Genomic DNA, 13,959 nt, shown 5'->3' with positions numbered 1-13,959 from the left:
CGACGACCAGCCAGATGCGCGCGTCGAGCCCGCCCTGGCTGGCCGACGAACTGGCCCGTTCGTGGCGCGGCCAATGGCCGCAGCTGCCCGGGGCGATGGACGAGGCCGCCGCCTACGTCGCGCCGAACCACGCCGAGCTGGCGCGGCTGGCCGCCCGCTGGCCGTCGCGGCCGCGGTCGACGACCCCATCCACCCGCTGCGGGTGGGGGTGGAATGGGTGGGCGCCGCGGCGCGCGCGGCGCTACGGACGGTGACGCTCGATGAGATCGGCGCGGACCCCGCCGCGCTCGGCGCGGCCTGCCTGGCCGCACTCGCCGACGCGGGCTGAGGGCTTCCGGTCAACCGCCGGTGGTGGTGCGCAGCTGCTGCATGGCCGAGCCGTCGGCGCTGCGGCGCGCCGCGGGCTCGTTGGCGCCCTGCTGCGCCTCGTCGTGTTGCTGGGCCTGCTGGGCGGCGGCGGCTTCCCGCAGCTGCTGCGCCATCGGCTCGGGCAGCTGCACGGTCAACGGCGTGCGCACCGGAAGGGGCGTGTCACCGCGGCGAACCACGGTGTCCGCCAACGCCGCTCGCGCCTCCTGCTCGAGCGCCTCCATGGTCTCGTGCGGACCGTTGATGACGCAGCGGATCATCCAGCGGTAACCGTCGACGCCGATGAAGCGCACCGCACCGGAGGCGGACCCGACCACCTCGCGGCCCCACGGGCCGTCCTTGATGCTGACTTTGGCCGAATCCTTGCGCAGCGAATCGGCGAGCTCGCCGGCCACTTCGCGCCACAGGCCGCCCGTCTTGGGCGCCGCGTAGGCGGCGATGGTGAAGCGCCCGTTGGGCGTGACCACCCAGATGGCGCTCGGGACCCCGGTCTCGGTCAGTTCGACCTGCAGCTGGCCCGCTTCCGGCATGGGAATGAGCACCGAGCCCAGGTCCAGGCGCGCGAGCTCCGCGACCGACGGGTCGTCGAAATCGTCGATGTCGAACGGGCCGTCGAGTTCTTCGATCTCGTCGGAGGCCTCGTCGCCGGCCGGCGTCACGACGTCGTCCGCCGCCGGGGTGGCCGCACCGGCGCCGGTCTCGTCGTTGTCGTCATCGCGTGCGCGCTTACCGAATGCAGCCATCAGCGCCGCCCCTCCTCATCGCTTCGTCCCCGCGGGCCGGCGGTGGCCCACCGCATCGCCGCCGGCGCTCCATCACAGACTCGCATGTCCGCCGGAGGAGCCGTGGCCGCCATCGCCACGGGATGTTTCGGCCAGGCCGGCCTGGTCGAACGACGACACCTCGACCAGGTCGACCAGCTCGACCCGCTGCACCAGCAGCTGGGCGATGCGGTCGCCACGATGCACCACGATGGGCTCGGCCGGATCGAGATTGATCAGCGCGACCTTGATCTCGCCGCGATAGCCCGCGTCGATGGTGCCCGGGCTGTTGACGATCGACAGTCCCACCCGCGAGGCCAGCCCCGACCGCGGGTGGACGAGCCCGACCATCCCGAACGGAATCGCGACGGCCACGCCCGTGCGGACCAGGGCGCGCCGCCCCGGTTCCAGCTTGAGGTCTTCCGCGCTGTAGAGGTCCACGCCCGCGTCGCCCTGGTGGGCACGGGCGGGCAGCGGAAGCCCGGGATCGAGGCGAACGATGGCCAGACTGGTCGACACGGGGGCACAGATTACCCTTGACTGCGTGTCCGGTACGCGCGTCGCGCCGCACAGTGTGCGATATCGCGAACGACTGTGGGTGCCCTGGTGGTGGTGGCCGCTGGGCTTCGGGCTCGCGGGCCTCATCGCTTTCGAAGTCAACATGGGTCTCGCGCCCGGACCCGCATGGCTGCCGTACGCAACGCTTTTCGCCGTGGCGGCCGGGGCGCTGTGGTGGCTGGGCCGCGTCGAGATCCGGGTCACCGCCGATCCGAAGGTCCCGGGCGGGGTGGAGCTGTGGGCCGGCGAGGCGCACCTGCCGGTCACCGTGATCGCCCGGTCCGCCGCGGTGGCCCCGTCGGCCAAGTCCGCGGCCCTGGGCCGCCAACTCGACCCGGCGGCGTTCGTGCTGCATCGGGCATGGGTCGGCCCGATGGTTTTGGTCGTCCTCGACGATCCGGACGACCCGACACCGTACTGGCTGGTGAGCTGCCGCCACCCGGAGCGGGTGCTGTCGGCATTGCGCAGCTGACCTCGAACCGATCAGGCCGCGCAGTCGGTACAGATCATCAAGCCGTTCTTCTCGCTGGCCAACCGGCTGCGGTGTTGCACCAGGAAGCAGCTCGAGCAGGTGAACTCGTCAGCCTGCTTCGGAATGACACGCACCGACAATTCTTCCCCGGACAGGTCGGCGCCGGGCAGCTCGAAAGACTCAGCGGTCTCGGACTCGTCGACGTCGACGACGGCCGAGGCCGCCTCGTTGCGTCGGGCTTTGAGCTCCTCCAGCGAATCTTCCGAGACGTCGTCCGTCTCGGTGCGCCGTGGAGCGTCATAGTCGGTAGGCATATCTCTTCCCCTGCCCTATTGCCTCTGCATGCCCTCGTAATCTCAGGCATCGCTTTGTACCAGCGTCGAACGCATCCACCAAACGATTCGTGCCCGTATCCCGGCCCGTTAATGTGTGATTTACGTCACACGACCATCTTGGCCCTTGCGTTCGCCTTTGAACAGTGCGTTTACCGTGCGACTAGAGTGCACCTGTGGTCGCACAAATCACCGAGGGTACCGCCTTCGACAAGCACGGCCGGCCCTTCCGGCGGCGCAACCCCCGGCCCGCCATCGTGGTGGTCGTCCTCCTCGTCGTGGTGACCGCCGTGGTGTGGACGATCGCGCTGACCCGGCCCGCGAAGGTGCACGAGGTCGCGGTCTGCAACCCGCCGCCGAAGGCGGACGGATCGGCGCCGGCCCAGCTCGGTGAACAGGTCTCGCGAAGCGCGATGATGGACGTCACGCCCGCCAAACTCAGCGACACCAAGGTCCGGGTGCTCAACGCCAGCGGCCGGGGCGGGCAAGCCGGCGACGTCGCGGGCGCGCTGAAAGACCTTGGCTTCGCTGCGCCGACCGCCGCCAACGACCCGCTGTATGCCGGCGCCCGGCTCACCTGCCAGGGCCAGATCCGGTTCGGTACCGCCGGGCAGGCGACCGCGGCCGCGGTGTGGCTGGTGGCGCCGTGTATGGAGCTGTTCAACGACAGCCGCGCCGACGACTCCGTCGACCTTTCGCTGGGCACGGACTTCACCGCGCTGGCCCACAACGACGACATCGACGCCGTACTGGCGACCCTGCGCCCCGGCGCCACCGAGCCGTCAGACCCGGCGCTGCTCACCAAGATCCACTCCAGCAGCTGCTGACCGACTCAGTCGAGAATCGGGTCCAGGCCGTCGATTTCGTCCAGGGCGGCGAGCAGCTCGTCGGCGATTCCCGGGGCGGCCGCCAGCACCAGCCCGGCACCCTCGACGTCGCGCGGCGGCAACGAGACGCGCGCTCCCGCCTCGGCCGCGATCAGCGCGCCCGCGGCGCAATCCCACGGCTGCAAGCCGTGCTCGTAGAACGCGTCCAGCCGGCCCGCGGCGACCATGCACAGATCCAGCGCGGCCGAACCGATCCTGCGGACGTCGCGGACCACCGGCAGCAGCCGCGCCAACAGCTCCGCCTGCGCGGCCCGGCGCTGACGGGAGTAACCGAAACCGGTGCCCAGCAACGCCATCGACAAATCGTCGACCTCGGCGCAGCGCAACGGGCTGACGCCCCGCTCGTCGATGACGTGCGCGCCCAGCCCGGTCGCGGCCGAGTACACCCGGCCGCCGACGACGTCGGCGACCGCCCCCGCCACCGACACGCCGTCGACTTGCACGCCGACCGACACCGCGTACGCCGGAATGCCGTAGACGAAGTTCACCGTGCCGTCGATGGGGTCCAGCACCCACGTGATCGCGTCCACCGGCGTGGCCGCCGGATCGGCCGGGCCGCCGCCCTCCTCCCCGAGAATCGGGTCGCCGGGCCGCAATTCGGCCAACCGGTCCCGCAGCAGGCGCTCCGTTTCGGTGTCGACGACGGTCACCGGATCGGTGGGGGTGCTCTTCGACCGCACCGCGCCGTCGCCGGCGGATGTCGGGGTCGCCCCGGCGGCGCCGAACACCTCGGCGCGCCGGCGCCGCACGAACGCGGCGGCCTCGGTGGCCAGCGACTCGGCCACGGCGCGCAACCGGTCGGGGTCGTCGTCTCGTCGGGTCACGGATCTATCGCATCACAAGCGCCACGGCCTCGCAGATACCCCATAGATACCCCTTAGCCACCCGCACGCCGGGCTAAGGTGGGCGCACAGCCCAAGGACCCGCAGGAGCTTCGATGACCAGCACCGACTCGACTACGGACACGCCCGCCGCCGGTGCCGCCGTCGGCACACCACAGCGTCGGGGTTTCGGCATCGACGTCGGCGGCAGCGGCATCAAGGGCGGCATCGTCGACATGGACACCGGGCAGCTGATCGGCGAGCGGATCAAGCTGTTGACCCCGCAGCCGGCGACCCCGCAGGCGGTCGCCAAGACCATCGCCGAGGTCGTCAACGCGTTCGGCTGGACCGGTCCGCTCGGGGTGACCTACCCGGGGGTGGTCACCCACGGTGTGGTCCAGACGGCGGCCAACGTCGACAAATCGTGGATCGGCACCAACGTGCGCGACGTCATCAGTGCCGCGCTGGACGGCCAGGACGTCACGGTGCTCAACGATGCGGACGCCGCCGGGCTGGCCGAGGAGCACTACGGGGCGGGCAGGAATCAGTCCGGCCTGGTCGTGTTGCTGACGTTCGGCACCGGGATCGGCTCCGCGGTGATTCACAACGGCGTGCTGATCCCCAACACCGAGTTCGGGCATCTCGAGGTCGGCGGCAAGGAAGCCGAACAGCGCGCGGCGTCGTCGGTCAAAGAGCGGAACGGCTGGAGCTACGAGAAGTGGGCCAAGCAGGTCACCCGGGTGCTGGTGGCCATCGAGAACGCGGTGTGGCCTGATTTGTTCATCGCCGGGGGCGGCATCAGCCGCAAGGCGGAGAAGTGGCTACCGCTGCTGGAAAACCGCACCCCAGTGGTGGCGGCGGCCCTGCTCAACACCGCCGGGATCGTCGGCGCGGCCATGGCCTCGACCTCGGACGTGACCCACTGATTTTCGCCCGGCAGAGCCGTTCGACCGCGCACTGTCGTTACAATGGTCATCGGCGACCGCCCGACCGATAGCGTGCAGATACCCACGCTGATCCAACGCCGACATCGACATAGCAGACACTTTCGGTTAACCATGCCCATTACCCACCGAAGGTGAGTCCAAACGAAGGGGTGTAAGTGGCAGCGACCAAGGCAAGCCCGGCAACCGACGCGCCGGTGAAACGGACCGCCACGAAGTCTCCGTCCGCCCCCGCCAAGCGATCGGCGGCCAAGGCCGCCCACGGCGCCGCCGCCCCGGCCAAACGCGCCGCCAAGGCGCCCGCGCGCACCGCCAAGCCCGAGGCCGACGCCGAGGCCGGCGCCAAGAAGCCCCGCGCCGCCAAGGCGCCGTCGGGCCGCGGGACCAAAGCGGCCAAGGGCGCCCCGGCGGGCGCCGACGTGGACCTCGAGGTCGTCGAAGATCTCGACGACGCGGAGCTCGACGCCGAGCCCGGTGAAGACCTCGAGATCGACGCCGGCGACCTGAGCCTCGACGACCTGGAGGACGACGTCGCGGCCGACGGCGAGGACGCCGACGTCGACCCGACCGAGGCCGAGGACGCCGAGGAAGAGGGGGCCGCCCCGGCCGCCGCCGCCCCCGAGGCTGCCGCCGACGACGAGGAGGAAATCGCCGAGCCCTCCGAAAAGGACAAGGCTTCCGGGGATTTCGTCTGGGACGAAGACGAGTCCGAGGCGCTGCGCCAGGCGCGCAAGGACGCCGAACTCACCGCCTCCGCGGACTCGGTTCGCGCCTACCTCAAGCAGATCGGCAAGGTGGCGCTGCTCAACGCCGAGGAAGAGGTCGAGCTGGCGAAGCGGATCGAGGCCGGCCTGTACGCCACGCAGCTGATGGCCGAGATGGCCGAGCGCGGCGACAAGCTGCCCGCCGCCCAGCGCCGCGACATGATGTGGATCTGCCGCGACGGCGATCGCGCGAAAAACCATCTGCTGGAAGCCAACCTGCGCCTGGTGGTGTCCCTGGCCAAGCGTTACACCGGCCGCGGCATGGCCTTCCTGGACCTGATCCAGGAGGGCAACCTGGGCCTGATCCGCGCGGTCGAGAAGTTCGACTACACCAAGGGCTACAAGTTCTCCACCTACGCGACGTGGTGGATCCGCCAGGCCATCACCCGCGCCATGGCCGACCAGGCCCGCACCATCCGCATCCCGGTGCACATGGTCGAGGTGATCAACAAGCTGGGCCGCATCCAGCGCGAGCTGCTGCAGGACCTGGGCCGCGAGCCCACGCCCGAAGAGCTGGCCAAGGAAATGGACATCACGCCCGAAAAGGTGCTGGAGATCCAGCAATACGCCCGCGAGCCCATCTCGCTGGACCAGACGATCGGCGACGAGGGCGACAGCCAGCTGGGCGACTTCATCGAGGACAGCGAGGCCGTGGTGGCCGTGGACGCGGTGTCGTTCACCCTGCTGCAAGACCAGCTGCAGTCGGTGCTGGAGACGCTGTCGGAGCGCGAGGCCGGCGTCGTGCGGCTGCGCTTCGGGCTCACCGACGGCCAGCCCCGCACCCTCGACGAGATCGGCCAGGTGTACGGCGTCACCCGCGAGCGCATCCGTCAGATCGAATCCAAGACGATGTCAAAGCTGCGCCACCCCAGCCGTTCCCAGGTCCTGCGCGACTACCTCGACTGAGATTTAGCACAGGAACGCAAGAGCCGCGAAACGCGCAAGTCCTACACCGCCGGCATGTACCAGTTCCTGGATTGGTGCGAAGCCAACGGCCACACCCCCGCGCTCGACCGCGACCTAGTGCGCGCCTTCGTCGCGCACCTGCTGGCCAAGGGTGTGCCACCGTCCACGGCGCGCTCCCGCCAGCTCGGCGTCCAACGGTTCTCGGCTTGGTGCGAGGAGGAAGCCGAGATCGACAGCGATCCGCTGGTCAAGCTCCGAGCACCCAGCTGGACCGCAAGATCACCAAGTCCCTCACCGACGACCAGTTGCGCGAGCTCATCAAGGCGTGCGCCGGACGCGACTTTCTCGACCGCCGCGACGAAGCAATCATCCGGTTGATGGCGGAGACCGGTATTCGCGCCGGGGAGCTGTACGACCTGACCGTGACCGACGTGGACCTAGTGCGCAGCGTCGTCGTGGTGCGCCGAGGCAAAGGCGGCAAAGGCCGGGTGGCACCCATCAGTGCGAATTGCGCGCGGGCGATCGACCGATACCTGCGTGCACGCCGCACTCACCGGCTGGCCGACTCCCCCGCGCTGTGGCTGGGTGACCGCGGAAAGAACCTGGCGTACTTCGGGCTTCGCAACGCCCTTTCAGCGCCGCACCGAACTGGCCGGCATCGAGGGCTTCCACCCGCATCTCATGCGGCACACCGCGGCGTCGCGGTGGCTGGCCGCAGACGGCTCCGAGGGTGGGTTAATGGCTGTTGCCGGGTGGTCCACCCGCGACATGATCGACCGCTACACCCGCGGCACCGCCGCCGACCGCGCCGCGGCGGAAGCCCGCAACCTGAATCTCGGGGAGCTGTAGCCGCAACGCAACCCAATTCCCCCCGGCACACGAAGCTCGCCTCAATTAGGTGGCTAAGCAGCAGCCCGCCATCGTCAGCGGCGCCGTCGACGAAAGCTCCTCGCCGTGACCCGTCTGCTGCGGCTACGGCGAGAGAACGGGGCGCGGGTGAAGCCGCCACCGATCGGGGGCTGGGCTCATGGAGCGGGCTCAGTCCTGGTGGCCACCCGCGCCCTACCCATAGAAGCTGTGCTGCGCGGTCACGACAAGTGACCGCATCCTCCGGCTGGTGGCCATCCTTGGTAGGCCGCGCAGCACAGTTCGTAGACCTAACTGGTCGAAACGATCGATTCGTCAATGATGCCTGCTGAATCGTCCGTCACTTCGTTTCGTCGTTACCGATATTCTCTCGTTTCGCTGGTTGCCGGGGACGGCGCCAGGTGACCTTCGCCACCCCTCCGAGATCAAAACTGACGGATTCAATGGCTAAGGACTGCTTAACGTTCTCCCACCAGTACTTCCAGAACCCTTCAACGCGCGCCTGGTTCAGGCGGTCTATGCGCTGTATCTCGCGATGCACTGCAGCCTTTAGAACGTCTAGGTCCTCGGCTTCGATCAGGTTTCCGGCCTTCTCAGCGATCTCAACAAGTGTCTTGAGCGTCTCGTGAGGTGTTTTGCGCGCGTTTCGCACCGCGAAGGACCCGGCGATGATCGCCGCGAGTACCACTCCAACGGTGCCGAGGACCGGCTGCCACCAGGGAGTCATATGCGGATCGTCTCAGATCGCAGACCGCGACCGCAGATCACCCACTCCAGCCAACCGACTGCTGCCGCAGTCACCACCGTGAGGCCGGTTTCACCGACCGGTCACCATGCAGCCGTGCGCAGGTGGGGACCGTCACCCTCAGCAAACGCCACCACCCCCGAAGCACCCACCGCCAGATGGGCAAGGAGGGGGTAGGGGGGTCAAAAGTCCCGGCGGCCAGCCGCCCCGAGACGCCCGGCTCGCGTCTTTTACCCCCGGCACAACTTGACATAAAAATCGGCCCCGAAAACCGGCGGATACCCTCCGAAACGTCCTAGGAGAAGGCTGTTTTCGGACTGAGGTAGTGGGCCTGATTTCCGGGGTGCGTCAAGTGTTTTATTCGACACGCCGAGTACTTCTTAGCCAGGGGCGAGTACTTTGTCGGCGGCGGCGTTACCGTCCTGTGGGAGAGGAGGACTCATGCCCCGCGTCAGCAACGATGCACGGCCCGACCGTGATGACCTGGTGGTGACGTCGTACCTCACCGGCCGGTCGTTCCGAGCCATCGGCCGTGACCCCCGCTTCCAATTGTCGGATCGTGGCGCGCGGTTGGCTGTCCGGCGCGGGCTGGTCACCTCCCCACCTCCGAAGCATCTTCTGGAGCGGCTGATGGCCGACGCCTACCAGGGCAGCGTGCGCGGCGATGTGCGGGCGAAGGAGCAGCTTCGGCGGTTGCAGCGCCTGATCGACGGCGGCGGCGTGCGCGGGGCACGTACCCCGGTCCGGGGCGCCTGTCCCGAGTGCGGCTGCACGCACAAGCACAGGCGGCGCTGCGCATGACCAGGTTCACTGTCGTGCGGCACGGCCTGCGCGACATGAGCCGGTATGACAAACGGTTGCTCGTTGGGGGGGTGTGCGGAATCGGTTTCGCGCTAGCCGCAGCCGTGTTGCTGCAGCACATACCGTGGACAAACCTTCGGCCACATCTAGACGTGAAGTGGTGGGCTACCACCCTGCAAGTTGTCGGGGCGGCGGTCGCGTTCGCCGGATTCTGGAATGCGTATGTGCGCGCCAAACACGATGTCACGGTCCCTGTTTGGCTCTGGGAGCACGCGCTGCTGCGGGCATGGCGACAGGTGCAGCGGTTCGTCGCGTGGGCAAAACGGATGTACTGGAAGCTCTTTCATATAGTCCCCCCGACCCAGCACATCATCCTGAGCCCGATGACAGGCACGATGGCGGCTACGATGGGCACGCCAACCGTCACGATGTTCGGTCGTGTGGGTGTCAACCCGGATTCGCCGTTGGAGCAACAGATGAGGCAAGTCGCGGCCCTCGCCGAAGACGCGATCGACCGAGTTTGGGCGTTGGAGAGGGACGAGCTGCCACGGATCGAGCGGCGTATCGACGCTGCGCAGGCCGGCGCCGAGCAGCTGGCCGCGGAAACCCTCGCGCAACTCCGAGACGAGATCACAGACTTGCGCAGGCTCACCAACCAAGCTCAGGTGCTGGACGTGCGTTGGGCCATCGGCGGACTGGGCATCACGGTCGTAGGCATCTTCCTGGGCTACTGGGCGTAAAGGGAAGGCGCGCTTGCCGATCAGCGGCCGGACTCGGCGGCGGCACGCCAAATGCGGCGGATCTCCTCATCGCGCTCGTCATCCATGCCCATCGGCGCGACCGCAACATTGCGGAACAGGCGTCGGAACCGGGTGCGCTCAAAGGGCGCCGGCCACTCTCGTTCAACGGATTCAGCCAGTTCTGCGCAGTACCGATTCGGGCTATCACTCATGCGATTCATCGCCTTCCTCGTCTCCTGGTCGATCAACTACCGTACCGTCACTTGGTGTGGGGGTGGGAATTACACGAATGAAGTTAACGCCCTTGCTGTACGTTGCCTGATAAAGGCCTTCGGCGTGTTGAGCGTATTCATAATCGCTCATGGGCTTGACGGGCAAGCCGAGTTCCTTTGCCTGATCCATTCCGATCACGAATCCATGTGTCGGGTAATCCTCCATCAACTGGCGAGGGACGGTTGCCGCCAGCTCCCGGGGGCAATCTTTTCGCGTGAGCATTAGGCGGCGACCGTACTCAACTGCAACGCGCAACAACGTATTTGACCAGTGGAGCATTGTCGGGTCCAGCTTCGCGACGACCGGAGCCAGAAACTTGGCGGCAAAGTCGAGCATCGCGGTAAGCGACTCAGAACGACTGAGATTGGTTGCCTGCAGCGCGGCCGCACCACCCTCAATCGCGATCTCCATCGCCGTCGATACCAGGTCGTCGATACCGCGTGTGCGATCGAGCGCAGAAACGAAAATGCCTTCCTGTTCGTAGCTGGTCTGGGCGTCAAGCGGCCCCAGCTCAGCGCCAGGCGCCATATAGATTTCGTCGGCCACGAGGCTCAACAATGTGGCCGCCGATTTGGCATAGTCGGGCACCACCATACGAATCCGGCTCGCGACGCTGCGGAACATCAAACCGATCTTGTAAGCACAGTCACCATCACCACCAGGTGACTCAAGCCAAACGTCCAGCGTTGTGGTCTCCCGGTCAGCCGGGATCGTATGGCCTGAGAGCTTCCCGGATTTGCTCGACGGTGGCTCGACTAATTGAGGGGCGCGGTCCGTTCTGCAGGAGCGCCAAAATGACGACTCTGACCTCTGGCGGTTGGCCCTCGTCGGCTGGAAGCTCGGACGCCTCGGCCGCGCGATGCTGGCTGTCACCGGCAGGCTTTGGCTCACCGTTCACACCTGCCGTAGCTGGGGCGCGCTTCCGCTTGTTTGGCGCCTCACGCAGCGCTGGTTCGCTCATGACATCCCCTCAGACCAGCCGCCTTATTCCTCACCTGGATCATGCCACGCCGCCGCCGCCATGAGATTCGCTTTCAGCGAAGCGCTGTGCGGCGCGATCTCTGTTCGCCAACGTACGCCTGACGCCGTCCGACCCTTCATCGACATGTTTGGCGCGCGAAGCCACTCATGCGTATACCGCACCCACCCCATAAGCAAACCGCCCCGACCGTGGGTGGGCCGAGGCGGTGAAGTGGAGCCTGCGCGTCCGGCCATGGGCTCCGTTTGGTGCAGACTGCCGCAGATGTGTGCGCGAGGTGCCTGAGATGCAACGGGGCAAGGTAGTGTCGCTGAGCGGACTTTTCGTACACGCTGTCAGACCAAAATGCCAAGCCGCACGATGCACCCCGATGAGCCAGTAACGAAGCCAAGGCTGAGTGCCCAGCAAACAGCCACCCGCATTCTCAGTGCAGGTATTTTGCGCACACAGCACGCTGACCAGCGGCGTCTATGCAGGTAGCGCACTTAGGTAGCACACCGCTAGTGCGCGACTACCTGGACTGAGCGCCCTCCGCGCGGCATCGCGGAACCCATTGCGGCGCAAGCTCGTTGACGCCACCAGCGAAAATGCGTCGCGCCGGCGGCGGCGCCGTCGTACGGTGAGGCGCATGTCAGCCAACCGCACACTGGTCTCCTCGGACTCGGCGTTCGAGGAGACCGTCGGCTATTCGCGCGCCGTTCGGGTCGGCCCGCACGTGTCGGTCGCCGGAACGACCGGCGCCGGGCCGGCGACCGACATCGCCGCCCAGACCCGAGACGCCCTGCGCCGCATCGAGATTGCACTCGGCCGGGCGGGGGCGGCGCTCACCGACGTGGTCCGCACCCGCGTCTACGTCACCGATATCTCGCGCTGGCGCGAGGTCGCGGCGGTGCACGCGGAGTTCTTCGGCGCCATCCGTCCCGCGGCGACCATGGTGGAGGTGTCGGCCCTGATCGCGCCCGAGCTGCTGGTCGAGATCGAGGCCGACGCCTACGTCGATCCCCCGGCCGCCGGGAACGTCCCGTCGGCCCCGGGGCGGTAATCGGTGACCCGAATCACCGCGCCGACGGGCAGCGGACCGTACAGGTGCGGGAACAGCATCGACTCCGGATCCGTTGCAACACCTGGCTCCCAACGAACTTCGGAGTTCAGCCGCGCCGGGTCGATGTGCAGCAGCACCAAGTCACCGCGTCCCCGATAGAGCCGGTTGGCGGGCAGGTGGACCTGCCCGGGCGCCGAAAGGTGGATGAAGCGGCCGCCGCCAGACGCGTCGGGGCGGATCTCGCCGGCCGCGCGGGCACGGGACCACTCGTCGCGCGCGCACAGATGTACCAGCAGGTCAGGAGCGAAAGCCACAAGTGATCACTGTAGAGAGCTTGCCGAAACCAAACGTTTACACGCCGTGAGAAACGACACACCCGATAACGATCGGGGAACAACGCAAAAACCCCATACGTCTGAGAGAGTGAATGAAAGCAAGAACGGAGAAGCCATGAATGCAACTCTGACCAGTCCCGAGCTCACCCGCGCGGACCGCTGTGACCGCTGCGGTGCCGCCGCTCGAGTCCGCGCCACGCTGCCTTCAGGAGCCGAGCTTCTCTTCTGCCAGCATCACGCCAACGAGCACGAGGCCAAGCTGACCGAGCTGTCCGCCGTCCTGGAGGTCAGCGGAAGCTAGGTCCGCCGACAACTCACCCGTCGCCAATGTGGGCGGCGGGGGCGGTCTTCGGTAATGCTGGACGGGTATGAGCGATCAAGTCGCAAAACCGTCCCGCCATCACATCTGGCGACTCAGCGTCCGGACGCTCGCGAAAAGCTGGGATGACTCCATCTTTTCCGAGTCCGCGCAGGCCGGTTTCTGGTCGGCGCTGTCGCTCCCGCCGCTGCTGCTGGGGATGCTGGGGAGCCTGGCCTACGTGGCGCCGCTGTTCGGGCCCGACACGTTGACGGCGATCGAGAAGAGCATCATCTCGGCGATCCGCAGCTTCTTCTCCCCCAGCGTCGTCAACGAGATCATCGAGCCGACGATCCGCGACGTCACCGCCAACGCCCGTGGCGAGGTGGTGTCGGTCGGCTTCCTGATCTCGATGTGGGCAGGTTCGTCGGCGATCTCGGCGTACGTCGACGCGGTGGTGGAGGCGCACGACCAGACCCCACTGCGGCATCCCGTGCGGCAGCGGCTCTTTGCCCTGTTCCTGTACGTGGTCATGCTGGTGTTCGTGGTGTGCGCCGCACCGGTGTTGGTGGTGGGCCCGCGCAAGGTGAGCGAACACATCCCCTACGACCTGGCCAACGTCCTGCGCTACGGCTACTACCCGGCGCTGATCCTCGGCCTGCTGGTGGGGGTGGTCATCCTGTACCGGGTCGCCCTGCCCGAACCCCTGCCGACGCACCGGCTGCTCTTCGGCGCCGTGCTGGCCACCGCGGTCTTCCTGATCGCCACGCTGGGCCTGCGGGTCTACCTGGGGTGGATCACCAGCACCGGCTACACCTACGGCGCGCTGGCCACGCCGATCGCGTTCCTGTTGTTCGCGTTCTTCGGCGGCTTCGCCGTCATGCTGGGGGCCGAATTCAACGCCGCGATCCAAGAGGAGTTCCCGGCGCCGAAGACGCACGCCCACCGGCTGCGCAAATGGTTGCAAGCCCGCATCACCGTGCCGAAGCGGACCGCGGGGGCGCCGCCGGAGCCGGCGCCGGCCGACAACGCCGTGACGGCCGAGCCGTCGGCGCCGATCTAGTT

18 protein-coding genes and 2 pseudogenes are annotated in these 13,959 nt (G+C 67.6%); 12 read left to right on the top strand and 8 right to left on the bottom strand.

Annotated features, from left to right (window positions below; genetic code table 11):
* Positions 1-328 (top strand): annotated as a pseudogene (locus HMPREF0591_RS25435) (alpha/beta hydrolase); the annotation flags it as partial.
* Positions 329-338: 10 nt separating this feature from the next.
* On the opposite strand, the gene HMPREF0591_RS25430 reads toward HMPREF0591_RS25435, so the two are convergent.
* Together HMPREF0591_RS25430 and dut are read right to left on the bottom strand one after the other, a co-directional pair.
* The gene (locus HMPREF0591_RS25430; RefSeq protein WP_007171593.1) at positions 339-1,112 is read right to left on the bottom strand and encodes a DUF3710 domain-containing protein; all 774 of its coding nucleotides are present in this window, start codon (positions 1,110-1,112) and stop codon (positions 339-341) included.
* 72 nt (positions 1,113-1,184) lie between these two features.
* Positions 1,185-1,649: a dUTP diphosphatase gene (gene dut / locus HMPREF0591_RS25425; protein ID WP_007171592.1), complete on the bottom strand. Its 465-nt coding sequence runs from the start codon at positions 1,647-1,649 to the stop codon at positions 1,185-1,187.
* A 25-nt stretch (positions 1,650-1,674) separates the two neighbouring features.
* Between dut and HMPREF0591_RS25420 the strand changes: the two genes are divergently transcribed.
* Positions 1,675-2,160, top strand: coding sequence for a DUF3093 domain-containing protein (locus HMPREF0591_RS25420; protein ID WP_040623890.1), 486 nt, complete (start codon positions 1,675-1,677; stop codon positions 2,158-2,160).
* 11 nt (positions 2,161-2,171) lie between these two features.
* On the opposite strand, the gene HMPREF0591_RS25415 is transcribed toward HMPREF0591_RS25420, so the two are convergent.
* Complete coding sequence (locus HMPREF0591_RS25415; RefSeq protein WP_007171590.1) at positions 2,172-2,474, bottom strand: DUF4193 domain-containing protein; 303 nt, start codon at positions 2,472-2,474, stop codon at positions 2,172-2,174.
* Between the two features lie 194 nt (positions 2,475-2,668).
* Between HMPREF0591_RS25415 and cei the strand changes: the two genes are divergently transcribed.
* A complete protein-coding gene (gene cei, locus HMPREF0591_RS25410; protein WP_007171589.1) occupies positions 2,669-3,319 on the top strand; it encodes an envelope integrity protein Cei in 651 nt (216 codons plus the stop codon).
* Between the two features lie 5 nt (positions 3,320-3,324).
* Here the strand turns inward: cei and HMPREF0591_RS25405 are convergent, their stop codons facing one another.
* Positions 3,325-4,203: an inositol monophosphatase family protein gene (locus HMPREF0591_RS25405; RefSeq protein ID WP_007171588.1), complete on the bottom strand. Its 879-nt coding sequence runs from the start codon at positions 4,201-4,203 to the stop codon at positions 3,325-3,327.
* Between the two features lie 113 nt (positions 4,204-4,316).
* On the opposite strand from HMPREF0591_RS25405, the gene ppgK reads away from it, so the two are divergent.
* The 4 genes and pseudogenes from ppgK (at position 4,317) to HMPREF0591_RS34125 (ending at position 7,663) form a co-directional block, all read left to right on the top strand.
* Complete coding sequence (gene ppgK, locus HMPREF0591_RS25400; protein WP_007171587.1) at positions 4,317-5,126, top strand: polyphosphate--glucose phosphotransferase; 810 nt, start codon at positions 4,317-4,319, stop codon at positions 5,124-5,126.
* A gap of 176 nt (positions 5,127-5,302) precedes the next feature.
* Positions 5,303-6,814, top strand: coding sequence for an RNA polymerase sigma factor (locus HMPREF0591_RS25395; RefSeq protein ID WP_007171586.1), 1,512 nt, complete (start codon positions 5,303-5,305; stop codon positions 6,812-6,814).
* Between the two features lie 74 nt (positions 6,815-6,888).
* A pseudogene (locus HMPREF0591_RS34130) lies at positions 6,889-7,365 on the top strand (tyrosine-type recombinase/integrase); the annotation flags it as partial.
* A 34-nt stretch (positions 7,366-7,399) separates the two neighbouring features.
* On the top strand, positions 7,400-7,663 hold the full coding sequence (locus HMPREF0591_RS34125; protein WP_244269107.1) for a tyrosine-type recombinase/integrase: 264 nt from the start codon (positions 7,400-7,402) through the stop codon (positions 7,661-7,663).
* A 358-nt stretch (positions 7,664-8,021) separates the two neighbouring features.
* On the opposite strand, the gene HMPREF0591_RS25385 is transcribed toward HMPREF0591_RS34125, so the two are convergent.
* A complete protein-coding gene (locus HMPREF0591_RS25385) occupies positions 8,022-8,408 on the bottom strand; it encodes a hypothetical protein (protein ID WP_007171583.1) in 387 nt (128 codons plus the stop codon).
* A 459-nt stretch (positions 8,409-8,867) separates the two neighbouring features.
* On the opposite strand from HMPREF0591_RS25385, the gene HMPREF0591_RS25380 reads away from it, so the two are divergent.
* Both HMPREF0591_RS25380 and HMPREF0591_RS25375 read left to right on the top strand, forming a co-directional pair.
* Positions 8,868-9,227 (top strand): hypothetical protein, encoded by a 360-nt coding sequence (locus HMPREF0591_RS25380; RefSeq protein ID WP_007171582.1) that lies wholly within the window; start codon positions 8,868-8,870, stop codon positions 9,225-9,227.
* A 14-nt stretch (positions 9,228-9,241) separates the two neighbouring features.
* The gene (locus HMPREF0591_RS25375; RefSeq protein WP_157137561.1) at positions 9,242-9,967 is read left to right on the top strand and encodes a hypothetical protein; all 726 of its coding nucleotides are present in this window, start codon (positions 9,242-9,244) and stop codon (positions 9,965-9,967) included.
* 20 nt (positions 9,968-9,987) lie between these two features.
* On the opposite strand, the gene HMPREF0591_RS25370 is transcribed toward HMPREF0591_RS25375, so the two are convergent.
* Entirely contained in the window at positions 9,988-10,179 is a 192-nt protein-coding gene (locus HMPREF0591_RS25370; RefSeq protein WP_007171580.1) for a hypothetical protein, read from the bottom strand.
* Entirely contained in the window at positions 10,172-11,113 is a 942-nt protein-coding gene (locus HMPREF0591_RS25365) for an SDH family Clp fold serine proteinase (protein ID WP_244269105.1), read from the bottom strand. The genes HMPREF0591_RS25370 and HMPREF0591_RS25365 overlap by 8 nt, the downstream gene beginning before the upstream one ends.
* Positions 11,114-11,847: 734 nt before the next feature.
* Between HMPREF0591_RS25365 and HMPREF0591_RS25360 the strand changes: the two genes are divergently transcribed.
* A complete protein-coding gene (locus tag HMPREF0591_RS25360; RefSeq protein WP_007171577.1) occupies positions 11,848-12,261 on the top strand; it encodes a RidA family protein in 414 nt (137 codons plus the stop codon).
* Here HMPREF0591_RS25360 and HMPREF0591_RS25355 read toward each other — a convergent pair.
* Positions 12,210-12,575, bottom strand: coding sequence for a DUF952 domain-containing protein (locus tag HMPREF0591_RS25355; RefSeq protein WP_007171576.1), 366 nt, complete (start codon positions 12,573-12,575; stop codon positions 12,210-12,212). The two genes, HMPREF0591_RS25360 and HMPREF0591_RS25355, sit on opposite strands and share 52 nt — an antisense overlap.
* Before the next feature lie 136 nt (positions 12,576-12,711).
* On the opposite strand from HMPREF0591_RS25355, the gene HMPREF0591_RS31405 reads away from it, so the two are divergent.
* Both HMPREF0591_RS31405 and HMPREF0591_RS25345 read left to right on the top strand, forming a co-directional pair.
* Complete coding sequence (locus HMPREF0591_RS31405; RefSeq protein ID WP_007171575.1) at positions 12,712-12,897, top strand: DUF7455 domain-containing protein; 186 nt, start codon at positions 12,712-12,714, stop codon at positions 12,895-12,897.
* A gap of 67 nt (positions 12,898-12,964) precedes the next feature.
* Entirely contained in the window at positions 12,965-13,957 is a 993-nt protein-coding gene (locus tag HMPREF0591_RS25345) for a YihY/virulence factor BrkB family protein (RefSeq protein WP_007171574.1), read from the top strand.
* Positions 13,958-13,959: the final 2 nt, after the last annotated feature.

This window comes from Mycobacterium parascrofulaceum ATCC BAA-614 (assembly GCF_000164135.1).
Taxonomy (GTDB): Bacteria; Actinomycetota; Actinomycetes; order Mycobacteriales; family Mycobacteriaceae; genus Mycobacterium; species Mycobacterium parascrofulaceum.
The sequence above is the reverse complement of the archived record's forward strand: the minus strand, read 5'-3'. Positions and strand labels throughout refer to the sequence as shown.

Bases quoted from the DNA above. Each gene is read 5' to 3' on its own strand.
- HMPREF0591_RS25430 (WP_007171593.1), bottom strand. From the start codon at position 1,112: ATGGCTGCATTCGGTAAGCGCGCACGCGATGACGACAACGACGAGACC.
- HMPREF0591_RS25415 (WP_007171590.1), bottom strand. From the start codon at position 2,474: ATGCCTACCGACTATGACGCTCCACGGCGCACCGAGACGGACGACGTC.
- ppgK (WP_007171587.1), top strand. From the start codon at position 4,317: ATGACCAGCACCGACTCGACTACGGACACGCCCGCCGCCGGTGCCGCC.
- HMPREF0591_RS25385 (WP_007171583.1), bottom strand. From the start codon at position 8,408: ATGACTCCCTGGTGGCAGCCGGTCCTCGGCACCGTTGGAGTGGTACTC.
- HMPREF0591_RS25380 (WP_007171582.1), top strand. From the start codon at position 8,868: ATGCCCCGCGTCAGCAACGATGCACGGCCCGACCGTGATGACCTGGTG.
- HMPREF0591_RS25370 (WP_007171580.1), bottom strand. From the start codon at position 10,179: ATGAGTGATAGCCCGAATCGGTACTGCGCAGAACTGGCTGAATCCGTT.
- HMPREF0591_RS25360 (WP_007171577.1), top strand. From the start codon at position 11,848: ATGTCAGCCAACCGCACACTGGTCTCCTCGGACTCGGCGTTCGAGGAG.
- HMPREF0591_RS31405 (WP_007171575.1), top strand. From the start codon at position 12,712: ATGAATGCAACTCTGACCAGTCCCGAGCTCACCCGCGCGGACCGCTGT.
- HMPREF0591_RS25345 (WP_007171574.1), top strand. From the start codon at position 12,965: ATGAGCGATCAAGTCGCAAAACCGTCCCGCCATCACATCTGGCGACTC.